15 protein-coding genes and 1 pseudogene are annotated in these 16,664 nt (G+C 72.9%); 5 read left to right on the top strand and 11 right to left on the bottom strand.

Going from position 1 to position 16,664, the window contains the following annotated elements:
* Positions 1–324: 324 nt before the first annotated feature.
* Positions 325–1,023 carry a hypothetical protein gene (locus tag AB0912_RS19300; protein ID WP_366701183.1) on the bottom strand — a complete coding sequence of 233 codons (699 nt, stop codon included), beginning with the start codon at positions 1,021–1,023 and terminating at the stop codon, positions 325–327.
* A gap of 409 nt (positions 1,024–1,432) precedes the next feature.
* Between AB0912_RS19300 and AB0912_RS19305 the strand changes: the two genes are divergently transcribed.
* Complete coding sequence (locus AB0912_RS19305) at positions 1,433–1,741, top strand: hypothetical protein (RefSeq protein WP_366701185.1); 309 nt, start codon at positions 1,433–1,435, stop codon at positions 1,739–1,741.
* A gap of 240 nt (positions 1,742–1,981) precedes the next feature.
* Here the strand turns inward: AB0912_RS19305 and AB0912_RS19310 are convergent, their stop codons facing one another.
* Positions 1,982–3,184 (bottom strand): winged helix DNA-binding domain-containing protein, encoded by a 1,203-nt coding sequence (locus AB0912_RS19310; RefSeq protein WP_366701187.1) that lies wholly within the window; start codon positions 3,182–3,184, stop codon positions 1,982–1,984.
* A 222-nt stretch (positions 3,185–3,406) separates the two neighbouring features.
* Here AB0912_RS19310 and AB0912_RS19315 point away from each other — a divergent pair, with 222 nt between their 5' ends.
* Both AB0912_RS19315 and AB0912_RS19320 read left to right on the top strand, forming a co-directional pair.
* Positions 3,407–3,934, top strand: coding sequence for a hypothetical protein (locus tag AB0912_RS19315; RefSeq protein WP_366701189.1), 528 nt, complete (start codon positions 3,407–3,409; stop codon positions 3,932–3,934).
* 5 nt (positions 3,935–3,939) lie between these two features.
* Entirely contained in the window at positions 3,940–5,304 is a 1,365-nt protein-coding gene (locus tag AB0912_RS19320; protein ID WP_366701191.1) for a DUF2252 domain-containing protein, read from the top strand.
* A 180-nt stretch (positions 5,305–5,484) separates the two neighbouring features.
* Here the strand turns inward: AB0912_RS19320 and AB0912_RS19325 are convergent, their stop codons facing one another.
* The 4 genes and pseudogenes from AB0912_RS19325 to glnA form a co-directional block, all read right to left on the bottom strand.
* Positions 5,485–6,354, bottom strand: a complete 870-nt coding sequence (locus AB0912_RS19325) for a DUF1269 domain-containing protein (RefSeq protein ID WP_366701193.1) — start codon at positions 6,352–6,354, stop codon at positions 5,485–5,487.
* Positions 6,355–6,552: 198 nt separating this feature from the next.
* Positions 6,553–7,137 carry a hypothetical protein gene (locus AB0912_RS19330; RefSeq protein ID WP_366701194.1) on the bottom strand — a complete coding sequence of 195 codons (585 nt, stop codon included), beginning with the start codon at positions 7,135–7,137 and terminating at the stop codon, positions 6,553–6,555.
* Between the two features lie 59 nt (positions 7,138–7,196).
* A pseudogene (gene htpX / locus AB0912_RS19335) lies at positions 7,197–8,108 on the bottom strand (zinc metalloprotease HtpX); the annotation flags it as partial.
* A gap of 218 nt (positions 8,109–8,326) precedes the next feature.
* Positions 8,327–9,736, bottom strand: coding sequence for a type I glutamate--ammonia ligase (glnA, locus tag AB0912_RS19340; RefSeq protein ID WP_366701196.1), 1,410 nt, complete (start codon positions 9,734–9,736; stop codon positions 8,327–8,329).
* 199 nt (positions 9,737–9,935) lie between these two features.
* On the opposite strand from glnA, the gene AB0912_RS19345 reads away from it, so the two are divergent.
* Positions 9,936–10,403, top strand: a complete 468-nt coding sequence (locus AB0912_RS19345; RefSeq protein WP_366701198.1) for an RDD family protein — start codon at positions 9,936–9,938, stop codon at positions 10,401–10,403.
* A 173-nt stretch (positions 10,404–10,576) separates the two neighbouring features.
* On the opposite strand, the gene AB0912_RS19350 is transcribed toward AB0912_RS19345, so the two are convergent.
* From AB0912_RS19350 to lipB, 4 genes are all read right to left on the bottom strand, one after another.
* Positions 10,577–11,275: a DUF4191 domain-containing protein gene (locus tag AB0912_RS19350; RefSeq protein WP_366701200.1), complete on the bottom strand. Its 699-nt coding sequence runs from the start codon at positions 11,273–11,275 to the stop codon at positions 10,577–10,579.
* 106 nt (positions 11,276–11,381) lie between these two features.
* Positions 11,382–11,579, bottom strand: a complete 198-nt coding sequence (locus AB0912_RS19355) for a hypothetical protein (protein WP_366701202.1) — start codon at positions 11,577–11,579, stop codon at positions 11,382–11,384.
* Between the two features lie 305 nt (positions 11,580–11,884).
* A complete protein-coding gene (gene lipA / locus AB0912_RS19360; protein WP_366701204.1) occupies positions 11,885–12,850 on the bottom strand; it encodes a lipoyl synthase in 966 nt (321 codons plus the stop codon).
* Between the two features lie 132 nt (positions 12,851–12,982).
* Positions 12,983–13,786: a lipoyl(octanoyl) transferase LipB gene (gene lipB / locus AB0912_RS19365; protein ID WP_366701206.1), complete on the bottom strand. Its 804-nt coding sequence runs from the start codon at positions 13,784–13,786 to the stop codon at positions 12,983–12,985.
* Positions 13,787–14,135: 349 nt separating this feature from the next.
* Here lipB and AB0912_RS19370 point away from each other — a divergent pair, with 349 nt between their 5' ends.
* Positions 14,136–15,608 (top strand): regulator, encoded by a 1,473-nt coding sequence (locus AB0912_RS19370; RefSeq protein ID WP_366701208.1) that lies wholly within the window; start codon positions 14,136–14,138, stop codon positions 15,606–15,608.
* A 132-nt stretch (positions 15,609–15,740) separates the two neighbouring features.
* On the opposite strand, the gene AB0912_RS19375 is transcribed toward AB0912_RS19370, so the two are convergent.
* Positions 15,741–16,664: FAD-dependent oxidoreductase (locus AB0912_RS19375; RefSeq protein ID WP_366701210.1), on the bottom strand; the 924-nt coding region annotated here is incomplete at its 5' end.

Below are 16,664 nucleotides of genomic sequence, written 5' to 3' on the forward strand. Positions count from 1 at the left end.
CGCCGGGCCGCGCGCGGGCGTTCGCAACCGCGACGGGCCGCCCGGCGAGCCGGCCCGCCTCCGGAAGCCCCGGGCCGGGGGCGGCTCGTATGCGATGGGGGTGGCGGCGATATGGGCGGGATACGGGGATACGGTCCCGTTCCGGCCCGCTCCCCGGCGTACGCGAAGGCCCTGTCGCCCCCGGCCCGCAGGAAACCGGCGACGACAGGGCCTCGACCTCGACCTACATCTCGACCTTGATCTCGACCTACATCTCGACCTACATCTCGACCTTGGTCTCGACTTACATCTCGACCTGACCCTCGGCCTCGGTCCGCCGCCCGGCTAGCCCACCTTCTCGATCCGGGCCTTGCGGATGAGGAACTTGCCCGGTTCCCGGACCTGTTCGAAGGCCGCGTTGTTCAGCAGGACACAGCTTCCGGAGACCGAGGTGACCTCGACGGTCGTGGACTTGTTGTTGTCGAGGTTGGTGACCTTCAGCTTCGTCCCGGCCGGGAACTGGTTGCTGGACGCGGCCGGTGCGCCGCCCTCGCCGGACAGCGTGACCGTCGAGCCGGTGCAGACCTGCTGCCCGGTGGCGGCGCCGGCCCCGTTGCCGACGGGCGCGGTCTGCGCCGGGGCCGTCTGCGCGGGGTCCGCCTGTGCCGGGGCGGAGGGTGCGGGCGCGGCCTCGGCCGGGGCGGACTGGCCCGGCTGCGGGGCGGTCTGGGAGTCCTGAGCCGACTCCCCGACCTCGCAGCCGGACGCCTCCTGCTGCACCTTGATCTGCGCGATGACGGCCTCGCGGTTGGCGATCCGGGCCGCCGACTGCGCGTCGGGGGCGGCCCGTTGGTCCGCGATGAACTTCTGGTTGTTGCCGAGCGCGGTGGCGAGGCCCTTGCAGACGGTCGAGGTCCGCGCGTTCTGCACGGACGCGGCGTTCGAGGTGGCGGCGAGGGCGAACGCCCCGCCCCCGGCCACGACCGCGGCGCCGGTCAGCAGGGCGATCTTCTTCTTGGTGCTGAGCGTTCTCCTACGCGACATGCGCGCCTCCTGTGCGGGGGGAGCGTTACGCCGCTATGTACGGGACACCGGACGCGGATGCTCAACAGTGACGTGAGCCTCGTAAGTAACCTGGGTCACAGGGGAGTTGGGGCGGGTTGGCGGCGGGCGGCCGGCGGGCATGGGTGGTCCCGCGGTGCGCCCCGGGTTCGATCGCCGCCCCCGTCAGGCCCCGATCCCAGACCCCGGCACTCTCCCGCTGTTCGAATTATTACCGCCCCATGCGCCCCTCCCGGATCGGAGGTGGATCGACGTCAATCCCCTTTCTCACCTGCCCATTTGATGTTCTCTCGCGCTCCCTGGATGTCAGTGGCGGGCAGTAGACTGGAAGCAGTGTTCGAGGGTCCCGCCGGGTGGTCCGGAGGGGTCCTGACGCGACAGGAGGATGCCCGTGCCCGCTGCCGCACTGAAGCCGCTGCCCACCCAGTCCACCGCCAAGAGGGCGGTCCTGCTGGACCTGCCGTACGAGCCCGTCGAGAAGCGCCCGCTGCCGCCGGGCCGCCCGCGCGACTGGTACGTCACGCACAACCGCCGGCTCAAGGCGATGCGCCTGGCCATCGCCCTGCTCGACTCCGGTGTGTACGTGCCGAACCAGGCCCGCGACGACACGATCCGCAGCGCCGCCCAGCTCATCGGCGTGCACCCGCCGTCGGACACCACGTGCCACATGGTGCGGGCCCTGATGAGGTACGCCCGCTGAGGCGTCCCGCCCGCACAGGGGTCGGGTGCGCCGACTCCTTGGTGCCGGGTGCCCCGCGTACGTCGAGGGCGCCCGGCACCGCCAATTCCCGGCACCGTCACGGCCGTTCCGGTCGTCCGGTGCAGGCTGAGGGGCCCTGTCGAGTCCCGGCGACGGCCCGTCGCCGGGACTCGACAGGGGAACTTCCGCCGGACCCCGCCCGGTAGGGGCCCGCACCCGCGCCCCGAGGGACGTCTCCCCTCAGTCCGCCGCCGACAACTCCCGTTCCAGCGGGGTCCGGAAGCGCGGGGTGACGCGGGTCGTGCCCACCCAGCTCTGGAGGCGGGCTGCCTCCGCCTCGACCGCCGCCCGCGCGTCGGCCCCCGCCCCCTCCCCGGTCAGCGGGCGCCAGACGATCTCGCCGTCGGGGCGCTGAGCCCAGCCGCCGATCACCCGGCCGTTCCACCAGACCGTCGGGCCCACGTTGCCGCTCCGGTCGAACAGGGCGGCCCGCAGGGACGGTTCGAGATACCAGTCGCGCTCCCGGCGGCTCATCGGCGTCGGGTCCAGGCCCGGCAGCAGCGCGGCCCAGGGCTGCTCCGGCGCGGCGACCGGCTCCTCGTCGTCCGCCGCCACGTACCCGGTGACCCCGTCGTCCAGCGCCACGGTCACCGCGCCGATCGCGGCCAGCGTCCGCCGTACGTCGGTGACCTTCCAGCCCGTCCACCACTTCAGGTCGGCTTCCGTGGCGGGCCCGCACGCGGTGAGCCAGCGGCCCAGCAGCTCGGACCGGGCCTGAGCGGGCGCCAGTCGGGGATGCGGCGGCGCGACCGCCCAGCGGAACCGGCTCGACGTCCACGAACCCAGCGGACGCCCGCGGGCCACCCGGCCCTCGACGCCGAGCACCCGCATCAGCCGCGACGACACCGTCTGCGCAGCCTCGTAACTCTTCCCGGCGCCGTAGGTGAACTGCTCTCTCAACCGCGGCTCGTCCCGGGCGAGTTCGTCCACCGTGGCCTGGCCTCGGCGGCCCAGCGCGGCGAGTGCCGACTCCTCGACCTCGGTGAGCCAGGCCTCGGTCAGCCGGCCGCCGCTGCCGGTGACCACGTCCTTGACGAGTCCGGCCCGCGCCTTCGCCGCGATGTCGAGCCCGGTCGAGGCGTGCACGACGGCGGCGAGCGCGGCGGGGAACACGAACACCGTCTGCCGCATGCCGTGCATCCGCACGAGCGATCTGTCCTCGTACAGCGCGCGGCCGACCTCCGCGACCGTCACCCCGGCGTCCACCAGCCGCGCGCCCACCGCCAGATACACCGTCGCCGGGTCGGTGCCGTGCAACGCGACCAGCGAGTCCGCGACCTCCTCGGGCCGCACCGCACGCGCGGACGGCGCGAGCCGCTGCCGCAGTGCCAGCCGTGCCCGCCGCTCCGCCACCCCGATGTGCCGGGGATTCCCCACCACCACGCCGCCTCCGTCCCCGTCCACTCCCGGCCCACGGCCCCCGGCCTTCGTCATCCCGGCCTGGCCCCGGCCCTTGCGGCGCCATCCTCCCGGACGGCCGCCCGGCACGGGACGCGGCTCACCCGTTCGTCCCCTCCGGGCATGCGCCGGCCGGGCCCGCGGCCTTGACTGGGGCCACCGCGACGAGCGGACCGGAGGCGGACCAGGACCACAGCGGGAGACGCGATGCGAGGCAACGGCGTACGAGGACCGGTCCGGCTGATCCTGGCCGCCGCCGCGGTGGCCGCCCTGGCCGCGTCGCTGACCGCCTGCTCCGACGACAGCAGCCCCTCCGACACCGCCTCCCGGGCCGCCTCCGCCGCTTCCCGGGCAGCCTCGGCGGCCTCCCGGGCCGCGTCCGCCGCCACCCAGGCCGGTGACGCCCTCGCCTCCGCGACCGCCGAGGCCGGCCGGAGGTTCGACGAGTTCAAGGACGGCGCGGACGCCAAGAGCGAGGTGAAGCTCGACGGCACGGCGAGCCCCGACTCCGACGGCCGCGCCACCGCGCGGGTGACCGCGTCGAACCCGACGGACTCGGCGAGGTCCTACGTCGTCCAGGTCGACTTCCGCGACAAGAGCGGCAACCTCCTCGACACCACCGTCGTCACGCTGAACGACGTCGCGGCCAACGCGTCCAAGGACGCCACCGCCCGCAGCAACCGTGCCCTCACCGGCGACGTCGACACCACCGTCGCCCGCGCCGTGCGGCACTGACGGCCGTGCTCCGCGACAGCGTCACGGCCGGCTCGGCGGACCGGGCCGCCCGCGGACGCGCGGCCCGCAAGCGGGTCTCCCGCTCCGCGCACGGCACCTGGATCCCCGCCGCGGACCGCCCCGACCCGGTCGGCGTCCTGCAACGGCAGGGCCGGGACCGGCTCCAGGAACTGCTGCCCGTCCGGTACGGGCGGATGGCCGCCTCCCCGGCGGCGTTCCTGCGCGGAGCCGCCGCCGTCATGGCCGCCGACCTGGCCGCGCAGCCGCACACCGGCCTCACCGTCCAGCTCTGCGGCGACGCCCACCTGCTGAACTTCGGCCTGCACGCCGCCCCGGAACGCGCGCGCTCCCTCCTCTTCGACCTCACCGACTTCGACGAGACGTTCCCCGGCCCCTTCGAATGGGACGTCAAGCGCCTCGCCGCCAGTGTCGCCGTCGCCGCCCGCGAGAACGGGCACGGGGAGGACCACGTCTTCGCCGCCGCACGGGCCGCCGCCGGGCACTACCGCGAGGCCATGCGCCGACTGGCCCGGCAGGGCGAACTGACCGTCTGGTACCAGCACATCGACGCCGACCTGCTGCTGCCGCTGGTCCGCTCCGGACGCCGGCGCCGGCGCGCCGAGGCCACCCTCACCCGGGCCCGCCGGCGCACCAGCCTGCACGCGCTCGGCAAACTCGTGGAGACCGTCGACGGACGTCCCCGGATCGTCCACGACCCGCCCCTGCTGGAACCGGCCGGAACCCTCGACCTGGCCGCGCTCCGCAAGATCTTCAGCGACTACCGCTCCACGCTCTCCGAGGAACGCCGGCTGCTCCTCGACCGGTACCGCTTCGTGGACGCCGCCCGCAAGGTCGTCGGCGTGGGCAGCGTCGGCGTCCGCTGCTTCATCGTGCTGCTCGCCGGCCGCGACGCCGACGATCCGCTGCTCCTCCAGATCAAGCAGGCCGGACGGTCCGTCCTCGAAGAACACCTGCCGAGCGGGCCCTACCTCCACCCGGGGCGCCGGATCGTCGCCGGACAGCGGCTCATGCAGGCCGCCGGCGACATCTTCCTCGGCTGGACCACCGGGCCCGAGGGCCGAGCCTTCTACTGGCGCCGGCTGCGCGACACCAAGGGCTGCGCGGACATCGCCGGCATGGGCCCCGGCGAGCTGCGCCGCTACGCCGGACTGTGCGGCACCGCGCTGGCCCGCGCGCACGCCCGCTCCGGCGACCGCATCGCCATCGCCGCCTACCTCGGCGGTGCCGACACCTTCGACCGCGCCCTCGCGGAGTTCGCGCTGCGCTACGCGGACCGCACCGCCGCCGACCACACGGCACTCGGCGCGGCGGTCCTGGCCGGCGTCATCCCGGCGACCCCCGGCATCTGACAGCCCCAGCACAGCCGCGCATACGTACAGCACGGCCGCGCACGCTCACAGCACGGCCAGCCCCGGCCGCGCGGCGGCGCCTGGCGGAGGTGGCCCGGGAGGTGGTCGTCGCCCCCGCTGGACCTGGGTTCCGGTACCGGCTCAGCCGGCCCCCGGCTGCCGAGCCGGTACCGGCGGGCCTCAGGAGGAAGCGGACGCGCCCCCGGCGTTCGGCGCGGGCGGCGCCGGCTTCGGCGGGCCGGGCTTCGGGGGCGCCGGCTTGGGCGGCGTGCCCGTGCCCCCGGCCTCCGCCTTGACCGTGCTCGTCCTCGGCGGAGCAGCCGCAGCCCCGCCCGCCGGAGTACCACCCGTCCCGGCCCCGGTCCCGGCCGTCGGAGTACGCCCCGTCCCGGCCCCGGCCGTCGTCGTACCGCCGCCCGTCCCGGCCCCGGTCCCGGCCGTCGCCGCATCGCCCGTCCCGGATACGGCCGTACCGTCGGCCCCGGCCCCGGACGCCGCCGCCGTGTCCGCCCCCGGCGTCTGGTCGGTGCCGGCCGCCGGAGCCGGGGAGCCCGCCGGTTTCGACCGGGCCGCCGCGACCGCGTCGCGCAGCGCGTCCTCCTGTTCCTGGCTCAGCGACGTCTGCACCAGCTCGCCGCCGAACTCCGCGATCTGCGGGACCACCTTGTCCCCGGCCGCCTGCTTCACCAGGACGAACAGCGCGGCGGCGCCCGGCCGCAGGTTCTGGCTGAGGTCCCGCATGAACTGGTCGTTGATCCCGGTGTCCGTCACCGCCCCGCCGGCCGCTCCGGCCGCCGCCCCCACCGCCGCGCCCAGCAGCGGCGCCAGGAACAGCAGCCCGATGACACCGCCCCACAGAGCACCGCCCGCCGCGCCCACCGCCGTGTGGCTGACCGCCTGGTGCAGCTTGATCCGGCCGTCCTCGTGCCGCTCGACGACGACGGCGTCCTCCAGCTCCACGAGGTGCTGCTTGGACAGCTCGAACAGCTTGTCGCGCACCTGGCCGGCGGTGGCCACGTCGTCGTAGGCCACGACGAACAGATTGCTCATGAGGGCACCCCTTATGTCGATTTCGTTCGACTTTATAGGGATATCGGACAGGGTGCAGTCGGGCAGTTCACGCACACGAGCCGGTGATTCCGGGCCGCCCGGGAGCCTCTACGGTTCCTGAGGCTCCTGAGGCTCCCAGGGTTGCCGAGGTTCCCGGGGCGCGCCGGGACTTCCGGGGTTCCCGAGGCTGCCAGGGCGTCACAGCCCCGGCGCGCCCCAGATCGGGAACCAGCGGCCGAGGTCCTCCTCGATCCGCAGGTCGTTCGCGAGCACCGCCTTGATCTGCAGCTCCAGCGCGTTGTCGCGCCGCTCGCCCGCCCCGGCGAGCGGGGCGAAGGGATAGAAGGTGCCGCGCTTGTAGAGGTAGACGAGGCCGAGCCGCCGCCGCTCGCGGTCCTCGAACGCCACCACGGAGCACAGCAGCTGGGGCCCGAACCCGGTGCCTTCCAGGGCGCTGTTGACCGCGTGCAGATCGCTGACCAGGGCGGGCAGGTCGTCGGCGGAGCGGCGGGAGACCAGCCACGAGTATCCGTACTCGTCCCGGCTGACCTCCACCGGTGGTCCCGACCGGTCGGCGTCCGCGTCGAGCAGGGCCTGCGCCTCCTGGTGCGCCTCGGCGAAGGCCGCGCCCTCCACGGACGCGAAACACACCGCACCCGTGCCGGTCGGGGTGAAACCGGCCGCCGCCTCCAGCGTCACCGCCGCCGACGGCAGCCCGAAGAGCCGGTCGAGGTCCGGTGCGACGGGCTTGCTGCGGCCGAGCAGGATGTCCAGGAACCCCATGCGGTCAGCGGGCCTCTCCGGGAGTCGGGGGGCCGGGAGTCGGGAGTCGGGGTGAGCGGGCCCGGCGACGCGGGCTCGCCCAGCTCGACGGAGATACCGGCCAGCTGTTCGAGCCGCTGTTCCAGGCTCGGGTGGGTGGAGAAGAACCTGGCGACACCGGGTTCCCGGCCGAGCGCGGGGGTGAAGTAGAAGGCGTTGAAGGCCTGCGCGGTCCGCAGGTCCTTGGTGGGGATACGGCCGATGTCCCCGCTCACCTTGGCCAGGGCGGAGGCCAGCGCCGAGGGGCGGCCGGTGAGGTGGGCCGCGGCCCGGTCGGCGGCCAGCTCGCGGTACCGCGAGAGCGCCCTGATCAGCATGAAGCTGATCGCGTACACGGCAGCGGACACCGCCATCACCATCATGAAGAGCGCGAGGGTGTTCTGGTCCTTGCGGCCCCGCCCGCCGAAGATCTGCGAGTAGAACGCGAACCGTACGATCAGACCCGCGAGGACCCCGAGGAACGAGGCAGCCGTGATCACGGCGACATCCTTGTGCGCCACGTGCGACAGCTCGTGCGCGAGGACGCCCTCCAGCTCGTCCGGCTCCAGCCGCCGCAGCAGGCCCGTGGTCACACAGAGCACCGCGTGATCGGCGTTGCGCCCGGTGGCGAAGGCGTTCGGCATGTCGATGTCCGAGACGGCGACCAGCGGCTTGGGCATGTCGGCCACCGCGCAGAGCCGGTCGACCACGCCGTGAAGCTGCGGATACTCCTCACGCCGCACGATCCGCCCATGCATGGCGTACAGCGCGATCCGGTCCGAGAACCAGTACTGCGCCAGCAGGAACCCGGCCGCGATCACCACGACCAGCACCCACGACTTCAGCAGCACGATCAGCGCGGCGACGAACGCCACGTACAGCAGTCCGAGCAGGAACAGCGTGACCGTCATCCGCACGGTCAGCCGCCGATCGTTCCGGAACCGGCTCCGCATCTCGCATCACCCCGCAGTCAGGGCACTCGTCCCACTCCCCATTGTGCGCCCGCCCACCCCCATGCAGGGGTGCCGGTACTCTCCGCGCAGGGCAAAGAACTCCCCTGTCACAAGCCAGTTGTTTACACCGCCCCGACAACCACCCCTCCCCGCACAGCACGACGGCCGCGCCCCTCCCGAAGGAAGGACACGGCCGGTGATCAGGCTGTGCGACGGGCTTACACGTCGTAGTACAGCTCGAACTCGTGCGGGTGCGGGCGGAGCTGGAGGGGGGCGATCTCGTTGGTGCGCTTGTAGTCGATCCACGTCTCGATCAGGTCGGACGTGAAGACGTCGCCCGCGAGCAGGAACTCGTGGTCGGCCTCAAGGCGGTCGAGGACGGCCGGGAGCGAGGTCGGGACCTGGGCGACGCCCGCGTGCTCCTCGGGAGCCAGCTCGTACAGGTCCTTGTCGATCGGCTCGGCCGGCTCGATCTTGTTCTTGACGCCGTCCAGGCCGGCCATCAGCAGCGCGGAGAACGCGAGGTACGGGTTGCCGGAGGAGTCGGGCGCGCGGAACTCGACGCGCTTGGCCTTCGGGTTGGAGCCCGTGATCGGGATACGCATGGCCGCGGAGCGGTTGCGCTGCGAGTACACCAGGTTGACCGGGGCCTCGAAGCCGGGGACCAGGCGGTGGTACGAGTTCACCGTCGGGTTGGTGAACGCGAGCAGCGACGGGGCGTGCTTGAGAATGCCGCCGATGTAGTAGCGGGCGGTGTCCGACAGGCCCGCGTAACCGGCCTCGTCGTAGAACAGCGGGGAACCGCCGCTCCACAGGGACTGGTGGACGTGCATGCCCGAGCCGTTGTCACCGAAGATCGGCTTCGGCATGAAGGTCGCGGTCTTGCCGTTGCGCCAGGCGACGTTCTTCACGATGTACTTGAAGAGCATCAGGTCGTCGGCGGCGGCCAGCAGCGTGTTGAACTTGTAGTTGATCTCGGCCTGGCCGGCGGTGCCCACCTCGTGGTGCTGGCGCTCGACCTGGAGGCCGGACTTGGCCAGTTCCAGGGAGATCTCGGCACGCAGGTCGGCGAAGTGGTCGACCGGCGGGGTGGGGAAGTAGCCGCCCTTGTAGCGGACCTTGTAACCGCGGTTGTCCTCGACCGCACCGGTGTTCCAGGCGCCGGCCTCGGAGTCGATGTGGTAGAAGGACTCGTTCGCGGAGGTCTGGAAGCGCACGCTGTCGAAGACGTAGAACTCGGCCTCGGGACCGAAGTACGCCGTGTCGGCGATACCGGTCGACGCGAGGTAGGCCTCGGCCTTCTTGGCCACGTTGCGCGGGTCACGGGAGTACTGCTCGCCCGTGATCGGGTCGTGGATGAAGAAGTTGACGTTGACCGTCTTGTCGCGGCGGAAGGGGTCGACGCGCGCGGTGGACAGGTCGGCGCGGAGCGCCATGTCGGACTCGTGGATGGCCTGGAAGCCGCGGATGGAGGACCCGTCGAACGCGAGCTCCTCGGCCGGGTCGAAGGCCTCGGCCGGGATCGTGAAGTGCTGCATCACACCCGGCAGGTCGCAGAAGCGGACGTCGACGAACTTGACGTCCTCGTCCGCGATGAACTTCTTGGCCTCGTCGGCGTTCTGGAACATCCAGCTCCTCCTACTCCCGCCCACAGTGGACCGGGGTGGTAGTTCGTTCGTGCGGCCAGTGCGGTGGCACACGCTGGAGCCGACCATAGGGACGGGGGATTTCTCAAGCGTGACCCATTTGTTTCGCCCAAGTTAACCGACCCAGGTCGGGAAGGCCCCTCCTGTCCACAGGTCAAAACGGGCACAGTACCGTGGACGCGTGGACAACAGGCAAGCAATCGGATCGTGGCTCTCCGGCCCCCGCGCCGCCGCCGAGGACGCCGGTGTCGACTTCGGATACCGGGGCGAACAGCTCGGTCTGCCGGAGGAGGGGCCGGGCTCGATCGCCCGCCCCGGCCGCCGGCTCGGGGCCCTCGCCGTCGACTGGGGGCTGTGCCTCCTGATCGCATACGGGCTGCTCACCCATGGCTACGACCAGGCCACGGGCAACTGGGCGCTCCTCGTCTTCTTCGTCCTCGGCCTGCTCACGGTCGGTACCGTCGGCTTCACCCCGGGCAAGCGGCTGTTCGGCCTGCGCGTCGTGCCCGAGGGCGGCGGCCGGCTGAACCCGCTGCGCGTGCTGCTGCGCACCGCGCTGCTGTGCGTGGCCGTGCCCGCGCTGATCTGGGACCGCGACGGCCGCGGCCTGCACGACCGCCTGGCCCGCACGATCGAGGTCCGCGCCTGACGGTCGTCAAGGTCCGCGCCTGACGGTCGTCCGGGTCCGCGGCTGACCGTTGTCTGGGTCCGCGCCTGACGATCGGGGGTCCGCGGCCGACGGACGGCACACCCCGTACACGCAGATGGGGCGCCCGGAGAAGTCTCCGGGCGCCCCATCGGCGTATCGGGTTCGGGGGAGGGTCAGCGGCCCTTGCCGCCGCGCGGCATCCGCATGCCCTTGGGCATCGGGCCCTTCGGCAGCGGCATGTTGCTCATCAGGTCGCCCATCGCGCGCAGCCGGTCGTTGGTCGCGGTGACCTGCGGGCCGGTGAGGACGCGGGGCAGCTTGAGCATCGTCGTCCGGAGCTTCTTCAGCTCCACGGTGTTCTCGGTCGTGCCCACGAGGATGTCGTGCACCGGGACGTCCGCGACGATCCGCGCCATCTTCTTCTTCTCGGCGGCCAGCAGGCTCTTCACCCGGTTCGGGTTGCCCTCGGCCACCAGCACGATGCCGGCCTTGCCGACCGCGCGGTGCACCACGTCCTGGCTGCGGTTCATCGCCACCGCCGGGGTGGTGGTCCAGCCCCGGCCGATGTTGTCGAGCACCGCCGCCGCCGCGCCGGGCTGGCCCTCCATCTGCCCGAAGGCGGCCCGCTCGGCCCTGCGCCCGAAGACGATCGCCGTCGCGAGGAAGGCGAGCAGGAGCCCGAGGATGCCGAGATAGACCGGGTGTCCGATCAAGAAGCCGATCGCGAGGATGACACCGAAGGTGACAATTCCGACAGCCGCGAGTACAAGACCGATCATCGAGTCGGCCCTGCGGGTCATCTTGTACGTCTGGACGATCTGCTTGAGTCGCCCGGGGTTCGCAGCGTCCGCTGCGGGTTCCTTCCTCGCCATGCCAGCGAGTCTACGTGGCCCGCGGAGCGCCTTCGACGGCAGTACCGGGCGAGCGGGGCGCGACGGGGGCGCGGTGCCCGGGGAAGGCGGGGTTCCGGGGGAGGTGTCAGGAACGGGTGAGGACGGACTCCAGCACGAGCTGCGCCTCGACCCGGTCCTTCGCGCGGCGGCGGTCCTCCAGGACGGAGGTCCACGCGTTGCGGCGGGCGGTGCGCTGGCCGCTGCTCAGCAGCAGCGACTCGACGGCACGGAGTGCATCGGTGAACGACGGGATCGCGGTGGCGCGAACGGGCGCGGCCTGCATGGTGGGAGTCCCCCCTCGGGATCGGCGGCTCGTGCGGGGCGGTACGGGGTGTAAGACCAGGGTCACTGATTGGTGTTACCAGGGCGTGACCGACCGGTCAAACACCAATGAAACCTGGATGCCCGGGGCCGTGTTTCCGGCGCGTCCGCGGCGGGGTCCCGAACTGCGCGGATGGCCGTGACGGGCGGGAACGGGCCGGTGTGAGGGGTGAGTTGGCTGTGCGCCGATTCACACGAAGGCGGTGGCACGCAGTGCCACCGCCTTCGTTTCACCACACTCGTCCGGGCGATTCCCGTTCGGCGTAGTCAGACCGCCTGGGAGGCGACGTAGGCGCCCCGCTTCTCGACGGCCATCTGGTACAGCCGGCCCGCCCGGTAGGAGGACCGGACCAGCGGGCCGGACATGACGCCGGAGAAGCCGATCTCCTCGGCCTCCTCCTTCAGCTCCACGAACTCGTTCGGCTTGACCCAGCGCTCCACGGGGTGGTGGCGCACGGAGGGCCGCAGGTACTGCGTGATGGTGATCAGCTCGCAGCCCGCGTCGTGGAGCTGCCGGAGCGCCTCGCTGACCTCCTCGCGGGTCTCGCCCATGCCGAGGATCAGGTTCGACTTCGTGACCAGACCGTAGTCACGGGCCTCGGTGATGACCCTCAGCGAGCGCTCGTAGCGGAAGCCGGGGCGGATGCGCTTGAAGATCCGCGGGACGGTCTCGACGTTGTGCGCGAAGACCTCGGGACGCGAGGAGAAGACCTCGGCGAGCTGGGCGGGCTCGGCGTTGAAGTCCGGGGCCAGCAGCTCGACCTTGGTGCGGCCGCTCTCGCGGCCCGCCGTCTGGGCGTGGATCTGGCGGACCGTCTCCGCGTACAGCCAGGCGCCGCCGTCCTCCAGGTCGTCGCGGGCGACGCCGGTGATGGTGGCGTAGTTCAGGTCCATCGTGACGACGGACTCGCCGACGCGGCGCGGCTCGTCACGGTCGAGCGCCTCGGGTTTGCCGGTGTCGATCTGGCAGAAGTCGCAGCGCCGCGTGCACTGGTCACCGCCGATGAGGAAGGTGGCCTCGCGGTCCTCCCAGCACTCGTAGATGTTGGGGCAGCCCGCCTCCTGGCAGACCGTGTGCAGGCCCTCGCTCTTCACCAGAGCCTGCATCTTCGTGTACTCGGGGCCCATTTTCGCCCGGGTCTTGATCCACTCGGGCTTGCGCTCGATGGGGGTCTGGCTGTTCCGGACCTCCAGGCGCAGCATCTTGCGTCCGTCGGGTGCGACTGCGGACACATCGGCTCCCTGTAGCTTCGATTCTTCGGCGTACACCAGGGTACGCCCGTGCGGTTCTCGGCCCCCGAGGTGGGCAACCTTCGGGAACGGGGGTCCATTCCCACGTACGGCCGCACACTTCGGGGCGGGCCTCTAGGCCGGAGTCCGTTCCACGGCCCGCGGGCGTGGGTCCGCGTTCTCCAGTACGTCCCGCAGGTGCCGCTCGGCCACCGGCAGGACCTCGGCGATCGTCACGTCGCGGCCGAGTTCCCCGGCGAGGGAGGCGACCCCCGCGTCCCGGATGCCGCACGGGATGATCCGGTCGAACCAGGCGTTGTCGGGGTTCACGTTCAGCGCGAAGCCGTGCATGGTGACGCCCTTGGCGACCCGGATGCCGATCGCCGCGATCTTGCGGTCCTCGCGGCGCTGGCCGGCGTTGGAGGGCGCGTACTCCGGGCCGTTGAGGCGCGGGTCGAACTCCTCGTCCTGGAGCCTCGGATCGAAGTCCAGGGAGAGCCCGCCGAGCGCGGAACCGTGGCCGGGCTCCTTGGGGTCGCCGAGGACCCACACCCCGCTGCGGCCCTCGACCCGGCTGGTCTCCAGGCCGAACTCCGCGCAGGTGCGGATCAGGGCCTCTTCCAGGCGGCGGACGTGGGCCACGACGTCCACCGGGCGCGGGAGCTTCTGGATCGGGTAGCCGACGAGCTGGCCCGGTCCGTGCCAGGTGATCTTGCCGCCGCGGTCCACGTCGATGACCGGCGTTCCGTCGAGGGGGCGCTCGCTGTCCGCCGTGCGTCGGCCCGCCGTGTAGACCGGCGGGTGCTCCAGCAGCAGACAGGTGTCCGGGATCTCGTCCAGGAACCGGGCGGCGTGCACACGGCGCTGCTCGTCCCACGCCTCCTGGTACTCGACGGCCTCGGCACCGAATCCCATGCGAACGAACCGCAACTCACTCACGGCAAGCGCCTCCTCGAAGCTTCCTGGGGCAGTGGTGGGCCCCGTGCGCGGCACGCGGAAGAACCTTTCGTCAGGTACGTCGGACCGCTGTGCCGGGTCCGTCGCGCGCCCACGCCACTGTACGTCCGCCCGATCCGCGTCAGCCCGACGGCCAATCCTCACACGATCGGATGAATGAAGGTCGAAGTGTGCGATGACGTGCTCACGCTCCGCTACATTCGCGCCGTTCACGAGGCCATAAGGGCTGCTCACAGGCAATCCGGGCACCAGGCGGCCTCGGAGCGGCCCGAGCACGCTCCGCGCCGCCCCGAGCGCACCGGTGACCCGAAGGCAGGAGACCGCACCGCAGATGACGGAACGACCCGCGCAGCGCACTCCCAACCGCCAGCTCGCCGCGCTCATCGCAGAAGCGGGGTTCTCCAACGCCGGGCTCGCCCGTCGCGTGGACCAGCTCGGTCTGGAACACGGACTCGACCTCAGATACGACAAGACGTCGGTGACCCGCTGGCTGCGGGGCCAGCAGCCCCGGGGGACCACGCCCGCGCTCATCGCCGAGGTCTTCACCCGCCGCCTCGGCCGGCGCCTGACCGCGCAGGACCTCGGACTCGACGCCTGCGCACCCGTGTACGCGGGGCTGGAGTTCGCCGCCACCCCCGAGGAGGCCGTCGACATCGTCAGCGGCCTGTGGCGCAAGGACTCCGGCAGCCACGCCGAACTCCGCAAGATCGCCTTCACCCCCGCCGGACTCGTCGTGCCCAGCCGGGACTGGCTGATCGGCCGGGCCGACGACCGGGTCGCCCACGGCGACCAGCCCTCCCGGGTGCCCGCCCAGGGCCGCCCGGCCGCCCCCCGCCTGACCGCGCCGCCCGAACCGGGCGTCCCGCCGGCCCGGCGCGCCCGGACCGAACGGGGCCCGGGCCAGCGGGTCACCGGCGGCGACATCGCCGCGCTGCGCTCGGTCGGCGAACTCTTCCGTGCCCTCGACCACGCCTACGGCGGCGGCCACGCGCGCCAGGCACTGGTCCGCTATCTGGAGCACGAGGCCGAGCCGATGCTCCGCGGCGCCTACGGCGAGCAGACCGGCCGGCACCTGTTCGCCGCCGCCTCCGACCTCACCCGGCTCGCCGGCTGGACCTCGTATGACATCGGCGCGCACGGGCTCGCCCAGCGGTACTTCGTCCAGGCGCTGCGGCTCGCGCAGGCCGCCGGCGACCGGGTCTACGGCGCCTACGTCCTCATCACCATGAGCCGGCAGGCCGTCTACCTCGGCCACGGGAGGGAGGCCGTGCAGCTCGCCCGGGTCGCCCAGCAGGGGCTCGGATCGTCCGGACCGCACGTGGTGCAGGCCCTGCTGCACGCCGTCGAGGCGCGCGGACACGGCGTGCTCGGCGAGGTGCGCGCCTGTACGGCCTCCCTGGTCCGCGCCGAACGGGCACTGGAGGCGTCCCGGGCCGGCGACGAGGTCCCGCACTGGGCCCGGTTCTTCGACGAGGCCCAGCTCGCCGACGAGTTCGGGCACTGCCACCGCGACCTCCAGCAGTTCCGGGCCGCCGCCCAGCACGCCGAGCGCTCACTGCAACTGCGCGCGCCCGGCTACGCCCGCAGCCGGCTGTTCTGCCGGGTGGTGCTCGCCTCCGCCCGGCTCGGGCTCGGCGAGCTGGACCAGGCCTGCCTGCTCGGCGCGGAGGCGGCCGGGCAGGCGGCGGAGATGCGGTCGGCGCGGGCCGTCGAGTACGTACGGGACTTCGAGAAGCGGCTCGAACCGTACAAGGACGCGGCGCCCGTGCGCGGTTACCGGGACAAGGTGTCCGCGCTGCACTGAGCCGCGCGGCCGGGCCGGGGACGCGGCGGCCGTCCCCGGTCTCCGGCCCGGGGCGCCGGAGACCGGGAAGCTCGCCCGCGTTCGCCGGGCCCCGGCGGGGCCGCGTTCACCGATCCCCGGGCGGGGCCGGGGTCACGCCGCCGCGGACTCCAGGCGCCCGGCGGGCACGGCCGGCCGGACGCCCAGGTCCTTCAGGAGGGCGTGGGCGGCGCGCCGGGCGGAGCGCAGCGCGCCCTGCACGCTGCTCGTGTCCCGGTGGTCGCCGCACACGTACAGCCCGGCGAGGAGACGCACCGGGCGGCGCGCGTCGTGCGGGGGCGGCATCGCCGGGACCGCCTCGGGGTCGTGGTGCACGGCCAGCAGCTCCCAGCGGGCCGTCGACGTCCGGTAGAGCCGGGCCAGTTGGGCGCGGACCGTGGCGTCCAGGTGGGCCGCGCCGGGCGGGGTGCCGAGCACGGTCGAGGAGACCAGGGCGCGGCCCGCCGGTGCCCGTGTCGGGTCGACCTGGCTGACGACCGCCGTGTGCGCCACCGGGCCGCCCCGGTCGGCGTCGAGGAGGAGAGCCGGGTCGGCGAGCGGGGGCACGTCCATGGTGTGGTGCAGCACGGTCACCGGATGGAAGGCCGGGACGCGCAGCCCTGGCAGGAAGCCCGCGGCGGCCCGCGCCCCGGTCGCCAGCAGGACGGCCCGGCAGTGGATCTCGCCGTGCTCCCGGGTGCTCACGCCGGTCGTGGAGACGGCGGTGACCTCGACGTTCGTCCGCACGGTGCCCGGCGGCAGACCGGCCGCGAGCAGATCGGGGAGGGCGTCCGCGCCGCCCTCGGGCAGACACAGCCGGCCGGTGGCGAAGGAGTGCAGGGCGAGGTCGGCGTACCGGCTCGACGTGCCGAGGTCCGGGTCGCAGAGCAAAGCGGTCAGCAGGGGGCGCAGAAAACCGTCGACGGTACGGGCCGGCAGGCCCCGGGTGGTCAGCGAGCGGGCGGCGGTGACGTCCGGGCGCGCGAGCAGCCGCGCGGGGTCGGTGGCGGCGAGCCGCCCGAGGGCCGTCGCCAGCCG

The sequence above is a fragment of the Streptomyces sp. NPDC007084 genome, assembly GCF_040703595.1.
Taxonomy (GTDB): Bacteria; Actinomycetota; Actinomycetes; order Streptomycetales; family Streptomycetaceae; genus Streptomyces.